The 19,340-nt window shown below is 43.2% G+C and carries 14 protein-coding genes and 1 tRNA gene; 13 read left to right on the forward strand and 2 right to left on the reverse strand.

Annotated features, from left to right (window positions below; all coding sequences use genetic code 11):
- Positions 1-27: 27 nt before the first annotated feature.
- From murC to lpxC, 6 genes are all read left to right on the forward strand, one after another.
- Entirely contained in the window at positions 28-1,437 is a 1,410-nt protein-coding gene (gene murC, locus L1070_RS05255; RefSeq protein WP_237124834.1) for a UDP-N-acetylmuramate--L-alanine ligase, read from the forward strand.
- Positions 1,434-2,342 carry a D-alanine--D-alanine ligase gene (locus tag L1070_RS05260; protein ID WP_237124737.1) on the forward strand — a complete coding sequence of 303 codons (909 nt, stop codon included), beginning with the start codon at positions 1,434-1,436 and terminating at the stop codon, positions 2,340-2,342. Before murC ends, L1070_RS05260 begins: the two co-directional genes overlap by 4 nt.
- Position 2,343: 1 nt before the next feature.
- Positions 2,344-3,123, forward strand: coding sequence for a cell division protein FtsQ/DivIB (locus L1070_RS05265; RefSeq protein WP_070983215.1), 780 nt, complete (start codon positions 2,344-2,346; stop codon positions 3,121-3,123).
- Positions 3,120-4,352, forward strand: a complete 1,233-nt coding sequence (gene ftsA, locus L1070_RS05270) for a cell division protein FtsA (RefSeq protein WP_237124738.1) — start codon at positions 3,120-3,122, stop codon at positions 4,350-4,352. Before L1070_RS05265 ends, ftsA begins: the two co-directional genes overlap by 4 nt.
- 20 nt (positions 4,353-4,372) lie before the next feature.
- Positions 4,373-5,617, forward strand: coding sequence for a cell division protein FtsZ (ftsZ, locus tag L1070_RS05275; protein ID WP_237124739.1), 1,245 nt, complete (start codon positions 4,373-4,375; stop codon positions 5,615-5,617).
- An 85-nt stretch (positions 5,618-5,702) separates the two neighbouring features.
- Entirely contained in the window at positions 5,703-6,614 is a 912-nt protein-coding gene (lpxC, locus tag L1070_RS05280) for a UDP-3-O-acyl-N-acetylglucosamine deacetylase (RefSeq protein ID WP_070983218.1), read from the forward strand.
- A gap of 26 nt (positions 6,615-6,640) precedes the next feature.
- On the opposite strand, the gene L1070_RS05285 is transcribed toward lpxC, so the two are convergent.
- The gene (locus L1070_RS05285; RefSeq protein ID WP_070983219.1) at positions 6,641-7,141 is read right to left on the reverse strand and encodes a DciA family protein; all 501 of its coding nucleotides are present in this window, start codon (positions 7,139-7,141) and stop codon (positions 6,641-6,643) included.
- Positions 7,142-7,530: 389 nt separating this feature from the next.
- Between L1070_RS05285 and secA the strand changes: the two genes are divergently transcribed.
- The 5 genes from secA to L1070_RS05310 all read left to right on the forward strand — a co-directional run bounded on the left by secA (position 7,531) and on the right by L1070_RS05310 (position 17,190).
- Positions 7,531-10,242 (forward strand): preprotein translocase subunit SecA, encoded by a 2,712-nt coding sequence (secA, locus tag L1070_RS05290; RefSeq protein ID WP_237124740.1) that lies wholly within the window; start codon positions 7,531-7,533, stop codon positions 10,240-10,242.
- 56 nt (positions 10,243-10,298) lie between these two features.
- Complete coding sequence (gene mutT / locus L1070_RS05295) at positions 10,299-10,694, forward strand: 8-oxo-dGTP diphosphatase MutT (protein WP_070983221.1); 396 nt, start codon at positions 10,299-10,301, stop codon at positions 10,692-10,694.
- 115 nt (positions 10,695-10,809) lie between these two features.
- Positions 10,810-12,876, forward strand: a complete 2,067-nt coding sequence (locus L1070_RS05300) for a M13 family metallopeptidase (RefSeq protein WP_237124741.1) — start codon at positions 10,810-10,812, stop codon at positions 12,874-12,876.
- A gap of 211 nt (positions 12,877-13,087) precedes the next feature.
- Positions 13,088-15,667, forward strand: a complete 2,580-nt coding sequence (locus tag L1070_RS05305) for a family 20 glycosylhydrolase (protein WP_237124742.1) — start codon at positions 13,088-13,090, stop codon at positions 15,665-15,667.
- 221 nt (positions 15,668-15,888) lie between these two features.
- Positions 15,889-17,190 carry an MFS transporter gene (locus L1070_RS05310; protein WP_237124743.1) on the forward strand — a complete coding sequence of 434 codons (1,302 nt, stop codon included), beginning with the start codon at positions 15,889-15,891 and terminating at the stop codon, positions 17,188-17,190.
- A 188-nt stretch (positions 17,191-17,378) separates the two neighbouring features.
- Here the strand turns inward: L1070_RS05310 and L1070_RS05315 are convergent.
- Positions 17,379-17,454: transfer RNA gene (locus L1070_RS05315), tRNA-His, on the reverse strand.
- Between the two features lie 183 nt (positions 17,455-17,637).
- On the opposite strand from L1070_RS05315, the gene L1070_RS05320 reads away from it, so the two are divergent.
- Together L1070_RS05320 and L1070_RS05325 are read left to right on the forward strand one after the other, a co-directional pair.
- Complete coding sequence (locus tag L1070_RS05320) at positions 17,638-18,453, forward strand: mechanosensitive ion channel domain-containing protein (RefSeq protein ID WP_070983225.1); 816 nt, start codon at positions 17,638-17,640, stop codon at positions 18,451-18,453.
- 21 nt (positions 18,454-18,474) lie between these two features.
- Positions 18,475-19,260 (forward strand): DUF481 domain-containing protein, encoded by a 786-nt coding sequence (locus L1070_RS05325; protein ID WP_237124744.1) that lies wholly within the window; start codon positions 18,475-18,477, stop codon positions 19,258-19,260.
- The last annotated feature ends 80 nt before the right edge of the window (positions 19,261-19,340 follow it).

Raw genomic sequence — 19,340 nt, forward strand, 5'->3', positions numbered from 1 at the left:
GTGAAAGAAACCAGTAATCGTCGAGCTATGAGAAGAATTAACACCATACACTTTATTGGTATTGGTGGAGCCGGTATGGGCGGCATAGCGGAAGTACTAGCATATGAAGGATATCGCATCACTGGATCTGATATTGCAAAGAATGCGATGACAGAGCGGTTATTGAAAGCTGGCGCAGAAGTATTTATTGGTCATCACGAAAATAACATTAAAGACGCTAATGTGGTTGTGGTTTCAAGCGCTATCGATGAACGCAATCCAGAGATAATTGCGGCAAAGGCCGCGCGTATTCCCATTGTAAGACGTGCAGAAATGCTCGCAGAGTTGATGCGTTTTCGTCATGGTATCGCCATCGCGGGTACCCATGGTAAAACAACAACAACCAGCCTCATTGCCAGTATATTCGCACAGGCAAAACTTGACCCAACATTTGTGATCGGAGGATTGCTAAACAGCGCGGGCACCAATGCAAAGTTAGGCACTGGTGATGTATTGATAGCTGAGGCAGATGAAAGTGATGCTTCGTTTTTGCATTTACAGCCAATGGTTTCTGTAATCACTAATATTGAAGCAGATCATATGGATACATACGAAGGTGACTTTGAAAAAATGAAAGACACCTATGTGGACTTTATCCATAATTTGCCGTTTTATGGCTTAGCTGTGGTGTGTATAGACTCAGAAGTTGCAGCAGATTTGATCCCACGTTTCGCGCGTCCAACTATTACTTACGGTGAGTCAGAACTTGCGGACTATCGCATGGAAAACTTTAAGCAAACGGTAAGTAGTAGCGAATTCACTGTGGTAACCAAAAAAGGTGAAGCGATTGAAGTTAAATTGAATATGCCGGGCAGACACAATGCACTCAATGCGACCGCTGCCATTGCCGTTGCAAAAGATCATGACATAGATAATGCAGCAATTTTAGCAGCACTTGAGAAATTTGAAGGTATTGGCCGACGCTTTCAGCATTACGGTGAATTTGACAATGAGCGAGGTAAAGTCATGTTGGTTGATGATTATGGTCATCATCCGTCAGAGGTGGCAGTGACGATTCAGGCTGCGCGTGCCGGATGGGCCGATAAGCGCTTAGTGATGATCTATCAACCGCACCGTTACACTCGAACCCGCGATCTGTATGAAGATTTTGTCAAAGTGCTTTCAGAAGTCGATCAGTTGATCCTACTGGATGTATATAGCGCGGGAGAAGCGCCAATTGTGGGGGCAGATAGCAAGAGTTTATGCCGTAGCTTACGTCAGCGTGGTGTTGAGCCAATCCATGTGTCAGATCACGCCGAGTTATCAACAATATTGGCTGAAACATTACAGGATAATGATCTGGTTATCACGCAAGGTGCAGGCAACATTGGTCAAATCGTAAAACAATTAGCAGCTACCAAAATGTCGGTGGCAGCACTACAGCAAGGTGATGCATGAGCACGTTTGGAAAAGTAGCAGTATTGCTGGGCGGAAGTTCAGCTGAGCGTGAGGTGTCTTTAAAATCAGGCGAAGCTGTACTCAATGCATTATTGAGTGCAGGAGTTGATGCAATTGCATTTGACCCGGCAGAACGAAACCTGTGGGAGTTAAAGAGTCTGGCAGTCGAGCGTGTGTTTATCGCGCTGCATGGCCGAGGTGGTGAAGACGGCACCATCCAAGGTGCTTTGGAATATATGGGTATTCCCTACACAGGAAGTGGTGTATTAGGCAGTGCGTTAGCGATGGATAAAGTACGTTGCAAGCATTTATTTAAGTCAGCCAAACTCAGCACCGCGCCATATGCGGTGGTTGATGCTAACGCCGGGTTTAATGCTGATGCCATCATAAAGGAATTTGGCAAAGTGATGGTTAAACCTTCTCATGAAGGATCTAGCATAGGTATGGCGCAAGCGACTAATGCGCAGGAACTAACAACGGCATTGACGAATGCCTTTGAGTTTGATGAGCAAGTGTTAGTAGAGCAATGGATTACTGGCAGAGAGTTTACCGTTGCGATGCTAGGTGATGATGCTTTACCTGTGATTGAAATGAAGACGCCACGTGGTTTTTATGACTATGAGGCAAAGTATCAGGTAAATAGTACACAATATTTTTGCCCTGCTGATATTTCACACGCGCATACTGCTCAGCTGCAGGTAATGGCGAAACATGCTTTTGAATTGGTTGGTGCAAGTGGTTGGGGCCGAGTTGATGCAATGCAAGATGAAAATGGTCACTTTTATTTACTTGAAGTGAATACTGTACCAGGCATGACGCAAAAGTCGTTGGTGCCGATGGCGGCAAAAGCACAAGGCATAACTTTTGAGCAATTAGTTGTTCGCATTTTGGAGCAAACGCTTTAAGATGCGTGCATTTTTTGAAAAAGCTAAACAAATGAATCAACGCCTTAATTGGTCGTTGTTGCTCGGAATAGGCTTTTTCATTTTAGTAATAGTGAGTGTAGTGCGAGGGACCTACTGGGTTAGTGACTGGTTGGTGGAGCATAAAGACGCGCAAATCAAGCAGTTAACTGTACTGGGCGAGCCGCACTACACAAAAGAAGCTGATATTATTGCCGCGATCAAACAGGTTGATTTAAGCAGTTATTTTGAGCTCGATGTTCAGTCTGTACATAGCAAGGTTAAAGCACTGCCTTGGATTGCACATGTTTCTGTGCGAAAGCAATGGCCTGATCAGCTGCAAGTTTATGTTGTAGAGCATACCCCTGTAGCGGTTTGGAACAGTGACTTGTTATTGAACCAAGATGGTGAAGTGTTTCAGGCACAAAGCGATTTGGTGAGTGAACAGTTGCCTCAGTTATATGGACCTGAAGGCAGTGAGCAAGAAGCATGGCAAACATTTTTGCAGTTTAAAGACATGCTGGGTGTGAATGACTTTAAATTGGTTAGTTTAGCGCTGTCAGAGCGCTTTGCTTGGCAATTGTGGCTAGACAGCGGGATCCGATTAAATTTGGGTCGTGAGAAAATAGCGAAGCGGGTACAAAGATTTATTGATGTCTATCCGAAAATGCGAGCACCTGAGGGCGCTGCGTTAGACGTGGTAGACCTGCGTTACGATATCGGGCTTGCGGTAAGTTGGAAGTATCCGCAAGAACAAGAACAACAAAGTAAGAGTGAAGCATGACTAAGTCAGCAGAAAGAAACCTAGTGATAGGGTTAGATGTAGGTACTTCAAAGGTGGTTGCGACTGTTGGCGAGATCACCGCAGACAATCAGCTTAGTATTGTGGGAGTGGGTAACCAAGTCTCCCATGGTATGGATAAAGGTGGTGTGAACGATCTAAACCTTGTTTCTGAGTCGATTCGTCGTGCAATTGATGAAGCGGAGCTAATGGCTGATTGTCGAATTAGTTCGGTTTATTTAGGGATCTCGGGTAAGCATATTCAGTGTCAAAACGAAAGCGGTGTCGTGGCAATTAATAACGCCGAAGTAAGTGATGATGATATTGCCAATGTGATCCATATAGCGCGTTCTGTGCCAATTTCCGCTGAACGCAAAATGTTACATTCATTGCCACAAGAATATAGCATTGATATGCAGGAAGGTATCAAAAACCCACTCGGCATGAGTGGGGTAAGAATGGAAGCTAAAGCACATATCATTACCTGCTCGAATGATATGGCAAAAAACTTAGAAAAGTGTGTAGAACGTTGTGGTTTGCAGGTAGATCAGTTGACGTTTAGCGCATTGGCGTCCTGTTATTCGGTGCTCACAGAAGATGAGAAAGAATTGGGCGTTGCCGTTGTGGATATTGGTGGCGGTACGATGGACATTGCCATTTATTTAAATGGCGCACTTCGTCACTCAGCGGTTATTCCAGTTGCAGGCAATCAGGTAACGGGAGATATTGCGAAAATCTTTCGTACCCCTATTTCTCATGCGGAGTCACTAAAAGTACAATATGCCTGTGCGAGTAGCCAAATGGCTAGCAACGAAGAAACGATCGAGGTTCCTAGTGTGGGGGGGCGTCCAGCTCGTTTAATGTCTAGGCACACACTATCTGAGGTGGTTGAACCTAGGTTTCGTGAGTTATTAGAGTTGGCGCTGGAAGAAATTCGCCGCTCAGGTTTTGAAGATCAAATTGCTGCTGGCCTGGTGATTACTGGAGGCAGTGGAAAAATGGCCGGTGCCCTTGAGGTTGCCGAAGATATTTGCCAAATGCCAGTGAGAATTGGTAAACCCATTGGTATCACTGGGTTAACAGATTATGTTAACGATCCTGCATACGCAACTGCGGTAGGTTTGTTACAATACGGCCGAACGCTGCAATCGATGAATGCACAAAAGTCGAAAGCAGAATCGGAAGGAAGTTGGTGGAGCCGCATTACTAAATGGTTCCAAGGTGAGTTTTAAGCTCAAGTCGGAGAGTGAAAATGTTTGATATTATGGAACAGCACAGCGAAGAAGCTGTAATTAAAGTCATTGGTGTCGGTGGCGGTGGTGGTAACGCCGTTGAGCACATGGTGAAACAAGAAATTGAAGGTGTTCGCTTTATTGCAGCGAACACTGATGCGCAAGCGTTACGCAAATCTTCAGCAGATGTAACAGTACAACTAGGTACGCAGATCACATCCGGTTTAGGTGCAGGTGCCAACCCAGAGGTAGGCCGTAAATCCGCAGAAGAAGACATAGAAACGATTAAATCAGCGCTTGAGGGTGCTGATATGGTCTTTATTGCCGCTGGTATGGGTGGAGGCACAGGCACAGGTGCTGCGCCAGTGGTGGCTCGCGTAGCAAAAGAGCTAGGTATTTTGACCGTAGCGGTGGTGACACGCCCATTTGATCTTGAAGGTAAGAAGCGTATGGCCGCGGCAGATCAAGGGATCAGCGAGTTGTCAGAAATTGTAGATTCACTTATTACAATTCCAAACAACAAATTACTGAAAGTGCTTGGTAAAGGCACTACATTATTAGACGCGTTTGCAAAAGCGAATGACGTTCTATATGGCGCTGTGCAAGGTATAGCTGAGTTGATCACGCGTTCTGGTTTGATCAATGTGGACTTTGCGGATGTGAGAACGGTCATGTCAGCAATGGGAACTGCAATGATGGGAACGGCATCTGCTTCAGGCCCTGATAGAGCACAAGAAGCGGCAGAAGCTGCGATCTCAAGCCCGTTGTTAGAAGATGTAGACTTAACAGGTGCAAAAGGCATCCTAGTGAATATTACCGCGGGTATGGATATCACTATTGAAGAGTTTGAAATTGTTGGTAATCATGTTAAAGCGTTAGCTTCTGAGAATGCAACGGTAGTTGTGGGTGCGGTTATTGACCCAGAAATGAGCGAAGAGCTTCGAGTGACGGTTGTTGCAACAGGCCTCGGCGGTGAACGTCGTCCTCAGTTTGGCATTGTAGATAGTGGTTTTAAAAAGGTTGTTGGTTCTGATACAGGTGGCGCGACCCAAGAGAGTGGTCAGTCGGCTGGTATGTTTGTACCAAGCTTTACGCAGCCACAAACAGAAACCGTACAAGAAAGTGTGCCAAGCAACAGTAGCTCAACAGCGGGTAGCAGTCAGCCTAGCACTACGGAATCAAGTAAACCGAGCAGCAAAGACGCGGATAAAGAGAAAGACAACTACTTCGATATCCCAGCGTTTTTGCGTAAGCAGTCAGATTAACATTTGGCTATAGATTAAACGATTGGCAGGTGGTCGTATCTGTGATACAATCCGCCGTCTATGTGTAATAAAAGTGGGCGAAGCTATGATTAGACAACGTACAATTGCCGAAGTTGTTAAAGCAACGGGTGTAGGGCTTCACAAAGGTGAAAAGGTCACGATCACTCTCCGACCTGCGAGTGAAAACACCGGAGTGGTGTTTCGTCGTGTGGATCTTGACCCAGTAGTTGACTTTGAAACTACGCCTGAGGCTGTGGGTGATACCCAGCTATGTACGTGTTTGACAAACAAAGATGGCATCCGTCTATCGACCACTGAGCACTTAATCGCCGCTGTTGCTGCGATGGGTATTGATAACCTGATTGTGGAGCTGGATAGCTCTGAAGTGCCAATTATGGATGGGAGTGCATTACCATTCATTTATTTATTGCAAAAGGGCGGTATTAAAGAACAAAACGTGGCTAAGCGTTTTATTCGTATCAAAGAAAAAGTGCGTGTAGAAGAGGGCGATAAGTGGGCTGAAATTACCCCTTATGATGGCTTCCACATAGACTTTGAAATTGCTTTTGACCATCCAGCTATCAATGATAGCCGTCAGCGTATTGCGCTTGATATTACAGCGCAGAGCTTCACAGAAGAAATAAGTCGAGCCAGAACCTTTGGTTTCATGAAAGATATCGAGTACATGCATGCTAATAACCTTGCGTTAGGTGGCAGCATGGATAATGCGGTAGTGCTTGATGATTATAAGGTGCTAAACCCAAATGGCTTGCGCTATGACGATGAATTTGTGAAACATAAAATATTAGACTGTGTTGGTGATATGTTCATGGCAGGTCATAATATTTTAGGTAAAATCACCTGTTATAAGTCAGGCCACGGTTTGAACAATAAGTTGCTACGTACGATTATGGCGACGGAGTCGGCATGGGAATGGGCAACATTTGATGAGCCTGTCGCAATGCCTGCACCTGGATTGGAAGTTGCCACGGCTTGAAATAAGAAAGCAAAAAAATGACGCTCTCAAGCGTCATTTTTTTTACCTTTTTTTTGGGCATGAGTGGCTAGCTTCAAAAGTTTTTCTTGGAGGCTAGGGGGAGCATTTTGTGCCAGTTCAACTAATTGCGCTGCTGTTTGCTCGCTCATTACCCTTCCTGTGTTCGGTTCTTTTGATTGGCCCTGTTTGTTGTCTCTAGGGGTTAAGCGCTGTTGAGCTTCAGGGTTAGTGACTACCTTAACTTGTGTACACTCGATCATGCCTGCTTGTCTAAACTTCGATAAAACTTCCATCTTCAGATAATTGAGTCTTGTGGCCAAAGTTGCTGAGGCAGCTTCAATAACGAGTGTGCCATCACGGTAGTTAGCAACACGGGCTTTTTTACTCAAAATAGGCCCTATTGCAGCCTCTAAAGTATGTTGAAGATGCGCCATTGTTTGTGATTTGTGGGTATAGTCACTTAGCTTATCTGACCACTTGCCCATCAATTCATTGAGTTGTTTTGGATCATAGCGGTTTTTTGCCATACCGAAAGTAGCCTATTTGCTGATACTCAGCTCAGTATAACGCTGCATCAGGCGCAACAGAAGTATTTGCGCTCTTGAATTGCATTAAATCGTACCCATATATTGGTAGGACCTCGGATACCTTCTTGAGCATTACAAGCAGCTGACTTACAACGTAGCAACTTAAGTATACGTTCCAACCGTTAATTGACAGGAAAACGCGGTTGATTTCATTTCAGTGGTTTGCACACTCGCTGAGTCTGGTATGATAGGGCATAATTTTAACTTCAGGCATTATAGCGAGGTTTAATTAACTTGCTGCCAAAGCGAACAGTGCGGCCTCATATGCCAATAAATAACAATATGGATATGGCGAAGGTCAGCCATCACAAGAGTGAAACGGTTTTAACATGATAGCTAATTTATTTACCAAGATTTTTGGTAGTCGCAACGACCGCACTATTAAAAACTTAAGAAAAACGGTCGCCCTAATCAATGCGTTAGAAGAACAGTACAGCTCCCTTTCGGATGAAGAACTAAAGGCTAAAACAGCAGAATTCAGACAGCGTTATGAGCAAGGTACAAGCTTAGACGATCTCTTGCCAGAAGCGTTTGCAACGGTTAGAGAAGCCTCTAAGCGAGTATTCAATATGCGCCACTTTGATGTACAGATGATAGGTGGTATCGTTTTGCATCAAGGCCGTATATCTGAAATGCGTACGGGTGAAGGTAAAACACTTACCGCGACCTTACCTGCATACTTAAATGGTTTAACTGGTAAGGGCGTGCATGTTATTACGGTCAATGACTACTTGGCCAAACGTGATGCCGAAACGAATCGCCCATTGTTCGAGTTTTTGGGCTTAACCGTTGGTTGTAATGTGCCTGGCATGATGCCTCAGCAGAAAAAAGAAGCGTATGCTGCAGACATTACTTATGGTACTAACAATGAGTTTGGCTTTGATTACCTACGCGACAATATGGCATTTAGCATTGCTGAACGAGTACAGCGCCCGCTTTATTATGCCGTGGTCGATGAGGTGGACTCGATTCTAATTGATGAAGCGCGTACCCCATTGATTATTTCTGGTCCTGCAGAAGACAGTTCTGAGCTATACGCGAAAATCAATACGCTAGTACCTTCTTTAGAACTACAAGAAAAAGAAGATGAAGAAGGCGTGGAAGGCGATGGTGACTTTACATTAGATGAGAAGTCAAAACAGGTTCACCTGACCGAGCGTGGCCAGCTTAAAGTTGAAGAGTTACTCATAGACAATGGCTTGATTGAAGAGGGTGACTCACTTTATTCAGCGGGCAATATTACGTTGTTGAGCCATGTATATGCGGCGTTACGTGCCCATAAACTGTATCAAAAGGACGTAGACTACGTAGTAAAAGATAACGAAGTTATCATTGTTGATGAGCATACTGGTCGTACTATGGAAGGCCGTCGTTGGTCTGAAGGTCTGCATCAGGCAGTTGAAGCTAAAGAAGGTGTTCGCATTCAAAATGAGAACCAGACACTGGCATCAATTACTTTCCAGAACTACTTTAGGATTTATGAAAAGCTCGCAGGTATGACGGGAACCGCAGACACTGAGGCATTTGAGTTCCAGTCAATCTACGGTTTAGACACGGTTGTTATTCCAACGAATAAACCGATGATCCGTGATGATCGCGCTGACTTGGTATACCTAACTCAAGAAGAAAAATTTGAAGCGATTTTGGAAGATATTCGTGATTGCCAAAAGCGTGGACAACCAGTACTAGTAGGTACTATTTCAATTGAAAGCTCTGAATACCTTTCTCATTTCTTAACGAAAGAAAAAATTGAACACAACGTACTAAACGCGAAATTCCATGCCCAAGAAGCTGATATTGTTGCTGATGCTGGTTTGCCAGGTAAAGTGACCATTGCTACTAACATGGCTGGACGTGGTACAGATATTGTTCTTGGTGGTAACTGGCAGTCAGATTTGGCCAAGCTTGAGAACCCTTCGGAAGAACAAATCGCACAGACCAAAGAAAAGTGGAAGCAAACGCATGATGCCGTTCTTGCTGCTGGCGGTTTGCATATCATCGGTACGGAGCGTCATGAATCTCGCCGCATCGATAACCAGTTACGTGGTCGTTCTGGCCGTCAAGGGGACGCGGGTTCGAGTCGTTTCTATCTGTCAATGGATGATGCATTAATGCGTATCTTTGCAGGTGAACGCATGACCAACATGATGCGAAAGCTAGGTATGCAGCGCGGCGAAGCGATTGAACACCCATGGGTAAATCGCGCGATTGAAAATGCACAGCGTAAAGTAGAGGCACGTAACTTTGATATTCGTAAACAGCTTCTGGAATATGATGATGTGGCGAACGACCAACGCCGTGTTGTATACGAGCAGCGTAATGAGCTACTAGAAGAAGGCGATATCTCAGAGACCATCACTGCTATACGCAGCGATGTGCTAAATAGCACTATCGATCAGTTTATCCCGCCACAAAGCTTAGCTGAAATGTGGGATATCCCAGGTTTAGAAGAACGCTTGAAAGCTGACTTTTTACTTGAGTTACCAATTGCTCAATGGCTGGCTGATGATGAGAAACTGTACGAAGAGAAGCTTCGTGATCGTATCATCGAAGAAGTAGAATCAGCTTACAAGCAAAAAGAACAGATGGTTGGTCCTGATGTGCTTCGTCAATTTGAAAAAGCGGTTATGCTTCAGAGCTTGGATCAACACTGGAAAGATCACTTAGCAGCGATGGATCACTTGCGTCAGGGCATCCATTTACGTGGTTATGCGCAGAAGAATCCAAAACAGGAATACAAGCGTGAGTCTTTCGAGTTGTTCTCAGAAATGTTGGAGAACTTGAAGGTCGATGTAGTGGGTATTTTGAGTAAGGTACAGGTTCGTGCAGAGGAAGATGTTGAAAAAGTGGAGCAACAGCATCGTCGTAGCGAGCAAGCACCGAGAGAATATCAGCATGCGGACGCAGAGCAAGTTGGTGGTGAAGTACCAGAAGATGCCGCAGCTGTAGCTTCGCGTACTGAACCTAAGGTTGGCCGTAACGAACCTTGCCCTTGTAACTCAGGCAAAAAATATAAACAGTGTTGCGGTAAACTTAAGTAATAGATAAAAAAGTAACGAAAAAGCGACCTTGAGTCGCTTTTTTTTCGGGAGCGATAATGCAAAAGAAGATAGTAAATGTTGCTGTTGGTGTGATCATGAAAAATCGACACGTGTTCGTCAGTAAACGTGCTGAACACCAACACCAAGGCGGCTTATGGGAGTTTCCTGGTGGAAAGGTAGAAGCACAAGAAAGTATTTTTCACGCCCTCAAAAGAGAACTCGCAGAAGAAGTGAATATTACCGTCAATAGTTCACAAGCATTAATGCGTATTGAGCACGACTATGGAGACAAGCACGTTTGCCTAGATATACATTTGGTGGAAGACTTTAGTGGTGAAGCTAAGGGGCTAGAAGGACAGTTATGTCAATGGGTTGCGATTGAGAACCTACATGAATTGTCTTTTCCTGAAGCAAATCGAGAAATTGTCTCCAAATTACAGTCGGACTTTTAAGTGAGCATGTACACGATTTGTTACCATTGAATATAGGTTTATTCGTCCATTGAAATTGTTTTCTGGACGTTAAGCAGTTTAAGATAATGTGGTACAACTTATGGAAATATCATAAATGAATAAAATTACATTAACGGCGGCGAGCGTCGCAATGACACTTGGTTTGTTGGGGTGCAGTGAACCTGCAAGTAACACTCAGGCTGCAGCTCAGCAGCAATCCCAGCAAGTTGCTAAAGTGTCGGGAATAGACCTAAACAATATTGACCGCACCGTAAGAGCACAAGATGACTTCTATTATCACGTGAACGGAAAATGGCTTGAAAAAACACAAATTCCTGCAGATAAATCAAACTATGGCTCATTTTCACAGCTTTATGATGAGTCTCAAAAAGCCCTAAAAGAAATACTGGAAAGTGCCAAGTCAAATGCTCAGGCTGCACCAGGCAGCGATGAACACAAGTTAGGTGCATTTTATGCGAGCTATATAGACGAAACCGCACGTGAAGAGCTAGGCCTATCGCCCATAAAAACTTACCTTAGTGAGATCAATGCGGTTAAAGACAAAGCCGAATTACCCGCTTTAATGGCAAAGGTGCTGAGCCAAGGTGGAAACACCCCATTTGGTTGGTATGTTAATAATGATGCGAAGAACTCAACTGAGTACGCACTGTATGTGTACCAGTCTGGTTTGGGTTTACCAGACAGAGATTACTACTTAAAAGACACCGATAAATTCAACAACATACGTGAAGAGTATCAGCAATATATTGAGCAGGTTTTTACCAGACTTGGCCATAAAGATACAAAACAGATTGCAGCAAACATTCTAGCACTAGAAAAGGCTATGGCTGATGCACAGTGGACACGTGTAGAGAGCCGTGATGCGACTAAGACTTACAATAAAATGTCGCTAGCCGAAGTGGATCAGTTGATGCCACAGTTTGAATTACCAGCATTCTTCAATACCTTTGGGCTAGAGCTTAAAGAGCTTATCGTCAGTCAGCCTTCATATTTACAAGGTTTGTCAGAAATCTATGGCGATACGTCACTTGAAACCTGGCAGCAATATCTTACCTTTCACTTTGTAAACAACCACGCCACTTTACTAAACAAAGATATGGTTGAGCTTAAGTTCAACTTCTTTGATAAAAAGCTTAGAGGCCTTGAAGAGCAAGCTCCTACTTGGAAAAAAGCAGTAGATGCAAGCAATGCAGTATTGGGTGAGTTGCTGGGTAAAACTTATGTTAAGCAGCATTTTCCACCACAAGCGAAAGCTAAAATGGAAGCGCTGGTTGCGAATTTGATCATAGGGTTTGAACAGGCTATTGATGATCTTGAATGGATGAGCGCAGAGACTAAAATTGCAGCCAAAGAAAAATTAAGCAAGTTCACACCTAAGATTGGCTATCCTGATAAGTGGAAAGATTACTCGGCACTGCAAATCAACCGTGATGACCTGCTTGGTAACCACGTACGCTATACTCAATGGTCATACCAAGAGATGGTGAATAAAATGGGCAAGCCAGTGGATCGCTCAGAGTGGCTCATGACACCGCAGACAGTAAATGCTTATTATAACCCGGTAAACAATGAAATTGTTTTCCCTGCTGCTATTTTACAGCCACCATTCTTTAACCTTGCTGCAGATGACGCCGTTAACTACGGTGCGATAGGTGCCGTCATTGGTCATGAGCTAGGTCATGGCTTTGACGATCAAGGTGCAAAATATGATGGTGATGGCAACTTGCGCAACTGGTGGAGCGAATCAGATCTTGCACAGTTTGAAGCGCGAAGCAAAAACCTAGTAGAGCAATTCGATCAATTTAAGCCATTTGAAGATGCAAACGTCAACGGTCAGTTTACCTTAGGTGAAAACATAGGTGACTTAGGGGGCTTAACAGTTGCTTATAAAGCCTATCAAATCTCTCTAGGTGATAAAAAAGCGCCAGTTATTGACGGTTATACTGGAGAGCAGAGATTTTTCATGGGCTGGTCACAGATCTGGCGTAGAAAATACCGCGAGGAAGAATTGCGTAACCGTTTGGTTACGGATCCACACTCACCTAGCCATTATCGTGTAATTGGCGTATTACCGAATATGCCGGAGTTTTATGAGGCATTTGATGTCAAACAAGGCGATCAGATGTATTTGGCGCCTGAGCAACGTGTGAAAATTTGGTAAGCACCTGCTTTAGCTAGTAAAGAAGCCCGCGATTGCGGGCTTCTTTACTTATAAATCTTGGTTGTTTCAAAACTATGAAAAAATAATGATAGCGCTGTCATTTTAGTTTTTATATGATGAAGGAGAAATGAATCAGCTAATAATTAATCAACTCGCTTATAGAAGAATAGAAACGAAGCGAAGAGACTACCGCTTTATAAAGGAGCATACGATGAGTTTTAAGCAAACGATAATGGCTAGCCTGTTAGCCTCCGTCCCCTTACTTGCCAATGCAACACTGTCGGATAGTGAATTGCAACGCTTTACCCAAGGTACTGCGCTAACATTTGCGGTAGAAGACAACTTCCACAACGGGGCATCGAGCTTTATAGGCTCCATGACGTTGACAAACAATTCAGGTGTGGCGCTACCTAAAGGCGAGGGTGATTGGCAGATTTATATTCATTCGGTACGTAAGATCCATACTAAACAAGCATCAGGGTTTAAAGTTGAGCATATCAATGGTGATTTACATCGTTTCGTACCAACGCCAGAGTTCCCAGGGCTTGCGGGTGGTGAGCAATTAACTATCAAGTTTGAAGCAAATGTTTGGATTGCCGCGTACAGTGACTTTATGCCGCGTGCATTTATGGTTGTTAAAGAACAGACTCCTGCTATTTTTGCTAATACTGATACCGAAGACTTACAACAATTTATTGCACCCATTGAGAGAGAAAACCAACTAAGGCGTTACAACGAACCTGTAGATCGTACTCAGCTAGCGACGGCGCAACTGCGCTATGAACGTAATCAAAACACTGTCAAAGTGTCAGAAGAAGAAGCGCGCAAAAGAATTATTCCCAAACCCAACAAGGTGGATTTCAATCGTGGCAAAGCCGTTCTCGATAGCAATTGGCAAATTCGCTTTGCTGGTCGGTTGAAATCTGAACTTGCGGTTTTTCAGCAGGACTTAGCACAATACGGGTTAACGTTGGACGCACAGCCAGATCACATTGCCGTTCCAAAACAGCCAACAATTATTTTAAAAGTTGATAGCTCTATTGCTGATGGTAAAGCCCAAAGCTATCGTCTTGAAATTGATGATGAGCGAATTGAAATTGTGGGTGTGGACAACGCAGGCGTATTTTATGGTATGCAAAGTTTGCTGGCTTTATTTCCCGCTGATGCGCGTGAGAGTGTAACGTTACAGAATGTAGAGATTGAAGACAGTCCAAGGTTAAGCTGGCGTGGCATGCATTACGATAATGCACGTAACTTTCATGGCAAAGAAGCGATGTTTAAGTTAGTTGAGCAAATGGCGCGCTATAAAATGAATGTTTTGCATTGGCATTTCTCTGATGATGAAGGGTGGCGACTCGATATCCCAGGTTTACCTGAGCTGGCACAGATTGGAGGACATCGCTGTTTTGATTTGACTGAGCAAAGCTGTTTATTGACTCAACTGGGAACTGGGCCGTTTAAATCGGGCTCTGGCAATGGCTACTTAACAAGAGAAGACTTTGTTGAGTTACTCAAGTTTGCTAAGGCTAGGCACATTAATATAGTGCCGGAAATAGAGAGCCCTGGACATGCGAGAGCATCCATCAAAGCAATGGAAGCAAGATATAATAAGTTGATAAAGCAGGGTAAAAAGGCGGAGGCTAGCGCTTACTTACTTAGTGAGCCTGGAGATGAATCTCAATATATTACGGTACAAAGCTATACTGATAATTCTATAAATGTTTGTCTTGATTCTAGTTATGCATTTATGGAAAAAGTGACCTATGAACTACAAAGTATGTATCGTGACGCAGGTACACGATTAACTAACTTACATTTTGGTGGCGATGAAGTTGGGGCAGGGTCATGGGAGAAGTCTAAAGCCTGTCAAAATTTATTTGCGCAACCCAATAATGGTGTGTCAGGTGTTGCGGATTTAAAACCATACTTTACTCAACGTGTGGCAGAAATGCTCAATAAGCGCGGGATCGCACCGGGTGCTTGGGAAGATGGCTTGATGTATGACCGCGTGAACCCTTTCAACCGCTCAGCTTTTCCAAACAAAACATTTACGGCTAATGTATGGGATAACATTTGGGAGTGGGGTGTGGCAGACAGAGCATACCGTTTAGCCAATGAAGGCTATCAAGTTATTTTGTCCCATGGCACACATCTGTATTTTGACCACCCCTATGAAGCACATCCACAAGAACGAGGTTATTACTGGGCAACACGCTATATTGATACCAAAAAAACCTTTAGCTATATGCCAGATGATGTATATGGCAATGCTGACTTTACACGTACTAGAGAGCCAATTGTAAATCTAGAAGCGCTGGTTGGTCGAGAGTTACCTCCACTTGAAAAACCTGAGAATATTGTAGGAATGCAGGGGCAAGTATGGAGTGAAACAATACGTACTGAAGAGCAAGTATTAGCAATGATCTTTCCACGTATTCTAGCTGTTGCAGAGCGGGCGTGGCATAAGTCTAAGTGGGAAAGCGCTGGCTTAAATTCCAAGGAGTTTGATAAAGATTGGCAGTTGTTTGCTGCTGCCTTGTCAGTTAAAGAATTAGCAAAGCTACAGCACGATCAAGTCAACGCAAATCTACCAGTACCTGGCGCGAAGCTGGAAAATGGTAATTTGTTTGCCAATAGCGCATTTCCTTATTTAACAATCGAATATAGTTTGGACGCAGGCCAAAGTTGGCAAGCGTATAGTGCACCGGTCGCTGTGAGTGACCCTTCAGTTGTACGTTTGCGAACACGCGTTGGGAAAAATAATGTAAGTCGTGTCACGGGGCTAAATTGATTTAGCCCCATTCAGGCGCAAAGTAACTAAAATTTTAATGTTTCAGTTTTAGTTACAATTGTGTTTAAAATCTAACTAGTCAAAAGTAAAATTTTAACGTAAAGTTAAATGTCAGCGCTGTCATTTTTTGCTGCCATGCAAAGATAATGCATCTAGCTTTTGCTTTATGGCAATGCATGACAGTCAAAATAATGATATTAATTAGCAACAAGAAGAGAATTATGGAAGCAATCGTGGAAATTGAAGATAAAGAAAAGCAGAGTATTTGGCTCCCGATGATACTTGCAGGTTCAATGTTTTTCATTCTGGGGTGTATCACTTGGCTCAATGGCGCGATTACTCCGTTTTTACAACAGATGCTTGAACTAACACCGTTACAAGCCTCTTTTATTATTTCGTCTTTTTATATTGCGGTGACGGTCGCAGGCATCCCTTCAGCGATGTTAATCAAGCGCGTAGGCTATAAAAATGGCATGGCAATAGGGTGTGTCATTATGGCGGCTTCAGCCTTGATGTATATACCCGCAGCTAAAATGCAAATGATAGAAATTTTCTTATTTGCTCAGCTGATGATTGGTGTTGGGCAAACCGTTTTACAAACCGCAGTAAATCCGTATGTCGTTAAAATGGGCTCGGAGAAGTCTGCTGCAGTTCGAGTATGTATCATGGGGTTGTTAAATAAGTCGGCTGGTGTGATTGTGCCTATCGTCTTTGCTGCTGTGGTGGTAAGTGGCTTAGTTGAAGGGGCTGCGAAGCTGACTCAAGAGCAAAAAGATATCATGGCAAATAGTCTAATCACGCCTTACATGGCTATTGCGGGTTTAATTTTCCTGTTTGCTTTATTTGCGAAATTTGCACCTTTGCCCGATTTGGTATTTAGTGAAGAAAGCAAAACCAGTAAAGGGGAGCTAAAAGAAACACTTGCTCACCCGCATTTGGTTTTAGGTGTAATCGGCATTGCCTTGTATGTGGCTGTGGAGGTTATTGCAGCGGACACCATCGGCTCTTATGCTTTACAGTTGGGTATTGCTGACTATTCTGTAATGACTTCTTATACAATGACCTGTATGCTTGTTGGATATGCAATTGGTATCGCTTTGATCCCTAAATTTATGTCTCAACAAAATGCGTTGATGATGTCGGGAATTGCAGGTATTGTAACTGTATTAGCCGTTGTATTTGGTAGTAACGATTCTTTTGCGATAGCGAACTTGTTACTGGTACCATTTGGTGGACCTGAGTTGCCAGATCCGTTATTGTGTATTGCATTACTTGGTTTTGCTAATGCTATGGTTTGGCCCGCTATTTGGCCATTGGCATTAGAAGGATTAGGGCGATTAACTGGTACAGCGTCTGGCCTGTTAATTATGGGCATCGCAGGTGGCGCCTTAGGGCCGTTACTCATTGGTCTGGGTAACGTTGCAGGTTTAGGTGCACAAGGTGCGTATAGCTTAATGATCCCAAGTTACCTATTTATCCTCTTCTATGCTGTGAAAGGTCACAAAATGAGAAGTTGGAAGTAAAGTATTTCTATCTATACGTAGAAATAATCCCGTGTGTAATGCCACCGAAAGGTGGCATTTTTTTGCTTAAAATTTGATCATGAACGAACATCAATGGAAAAATTAAATAACTGAGAGTTTCACGGGTAGTTAATTCAAGGATAGAAAAACAATGTTTATTCAGTATCGAATTGATACAAAGAGAAAAGTGGGGCGACTGATGGGACTTGAACCCACGACAACCGGAATCACAATCCAGGGCTCTACCAACTGAGCTACAGCCGCCACAAAAGAATTGAACACCTCGTTTGGTGTGGCGCGCATAATACATAAATATCTGGCACTTGCAAAGAGAAAAATGTAATTTTTTAGAAAAAAATACAAATAAAAAAATCCTTACATACAGACAATATTCATATAATCTATGTATGATCCGCACAAAATCAAAACTCATGCCTAGGAGGCCTTATGGATGTAGCTATTAAGTGGCTAAATGAAAACTCAGATATGTTACTTCATTTCTCGATACAGGCCGTTATAGCCTTAATCATTTTATTTGTAGGTTTGAAGGTCGCAAAAATGTGTGACTCTTTAACTGTCAAAGCTTTTGAAAAGAGAAAAATAGACAAAGCGGTTGGTGGTTTTGTCGCGAATATTGTTTTTGCCGTCGTTTTTGCTGCAACAGTCCTGATGGCATTATCACAAGTTGGTGTTGAAACCACGTCCTTCATCGCTATTTTAGGTGCAGCAGGTCTTGCGATAGGTTTAGCGCTACAAGGTTCCCTTTCAAATTTCGCATCGGGCGTGTTAATTATTATTTTGCGACCGTTCAAAGCAGGTGATTACATCGAGGCAGGTGGCAAAGCGGGTAGTGTTCAAAAGATAGAAATTTTCTCTACAGAGTTGAAGACTCCAGATAATAAAGTCATCATCATGCCAAACTCTGCCATCATGTCGGGTGCAATCGTTAACTTTTCAAGAGAAAAAACACGTCGTATTGATTTAGTAATAGGCGTTGGTTACGATGCAGATCTACGACAAGCAAAGCAAGTGTTAAAATCAGTATTGGATAAAGAAGAGCGTATTTTAAAAGACCCAGCTTACACGGTTGCGGTATTGGAGCTGGCTGATTCTAGCGTGAACTTTGTGGTACGCCCTTGGGTAAAAACCCCTGACTATTGGCCGACTTACTTTGAGTTGGTCGAGAATATTAAGATAGCTTTAGACGAAGCGAATATCACGATTCCATTCCCACAAATGGATGTACATCTTCATAAAGACTAATTTTCGAAAGGTTATAACGAAATGAAATTAAAAGTTTTATCTCTGTGTGTAATTGCAGCCACAGTAAATAATGCTTATGCAAACGACACAGATGTAAAAAAGACTTGGGATGTTACCAGCGAGGTGGGTGCCATAATAACCAGTGGTAATACTAAAACGACCACTCTAAAGGGCGCTCTAAAAGCAAAGCACAACTTAGAAAACTGGCATAATGAGTATAAAGTCAGTGGCATCTATAAAGAAGATGAGATAGAAAACGACCAAGGTGAGCGCGTTACAGAGCGTACCAATGAAAAGTATTCTCTATCAACACAAGGTAACTACAAGCTTCAAGAAGATCATAGCCACTTGTTTATCTATGGCTCTTACGTATCGGATTATTTTGGTGCATATCGAAATGAAACGGTGGTGTCAGTGGGTTATGGTCAAAGACTATTTAGTACTGATGACATGTATTTAAACGCAGAAGTTGGTCCTGGTATAAAGCGCTTTGAGCATCATCAAGATAGTACAGAGTTGGACGACAATGGTAACCCGCTGGCTGGTGAATCTGAAAGTGAGCTGATTGGCGTTGGTAAACTAGACTTTAACTGGCAGATTTCAGAGAACGCACGTTTTACTCAGCTGGTAGCCATTGAATATGGTGAAAGTAACACTAAGACGACCGCAGAGTCTGCATTGATGACCAAAATTAATGGTTCTTTACAGATGAAAGTTGCCTACAACGTCATTCATAACTCTGATGTTGCTCCAGAGAAAGACAACACAGACACAGAGACTTCATTGACCTTGGTTTATAGCTTCTAACGTTCTTAGTAGGACTTCATCGTTTGTTGAAGTCCTACTATTAATCCTCTTCGGGTGTAATTCATCACTTTCTAGTCTTT

Origin of the sequence: Pseudoalteromonas sp. MMG022, from assembly GCF_021654245.1 — a bacterium.
Lineage (GTDB): Bacteria > Pseudomonadota > Gammaproteobacteria > Enterobacterales > Alteromonadaceae > Pseudoalteromonas > Pseudoalteromonas amylolytica.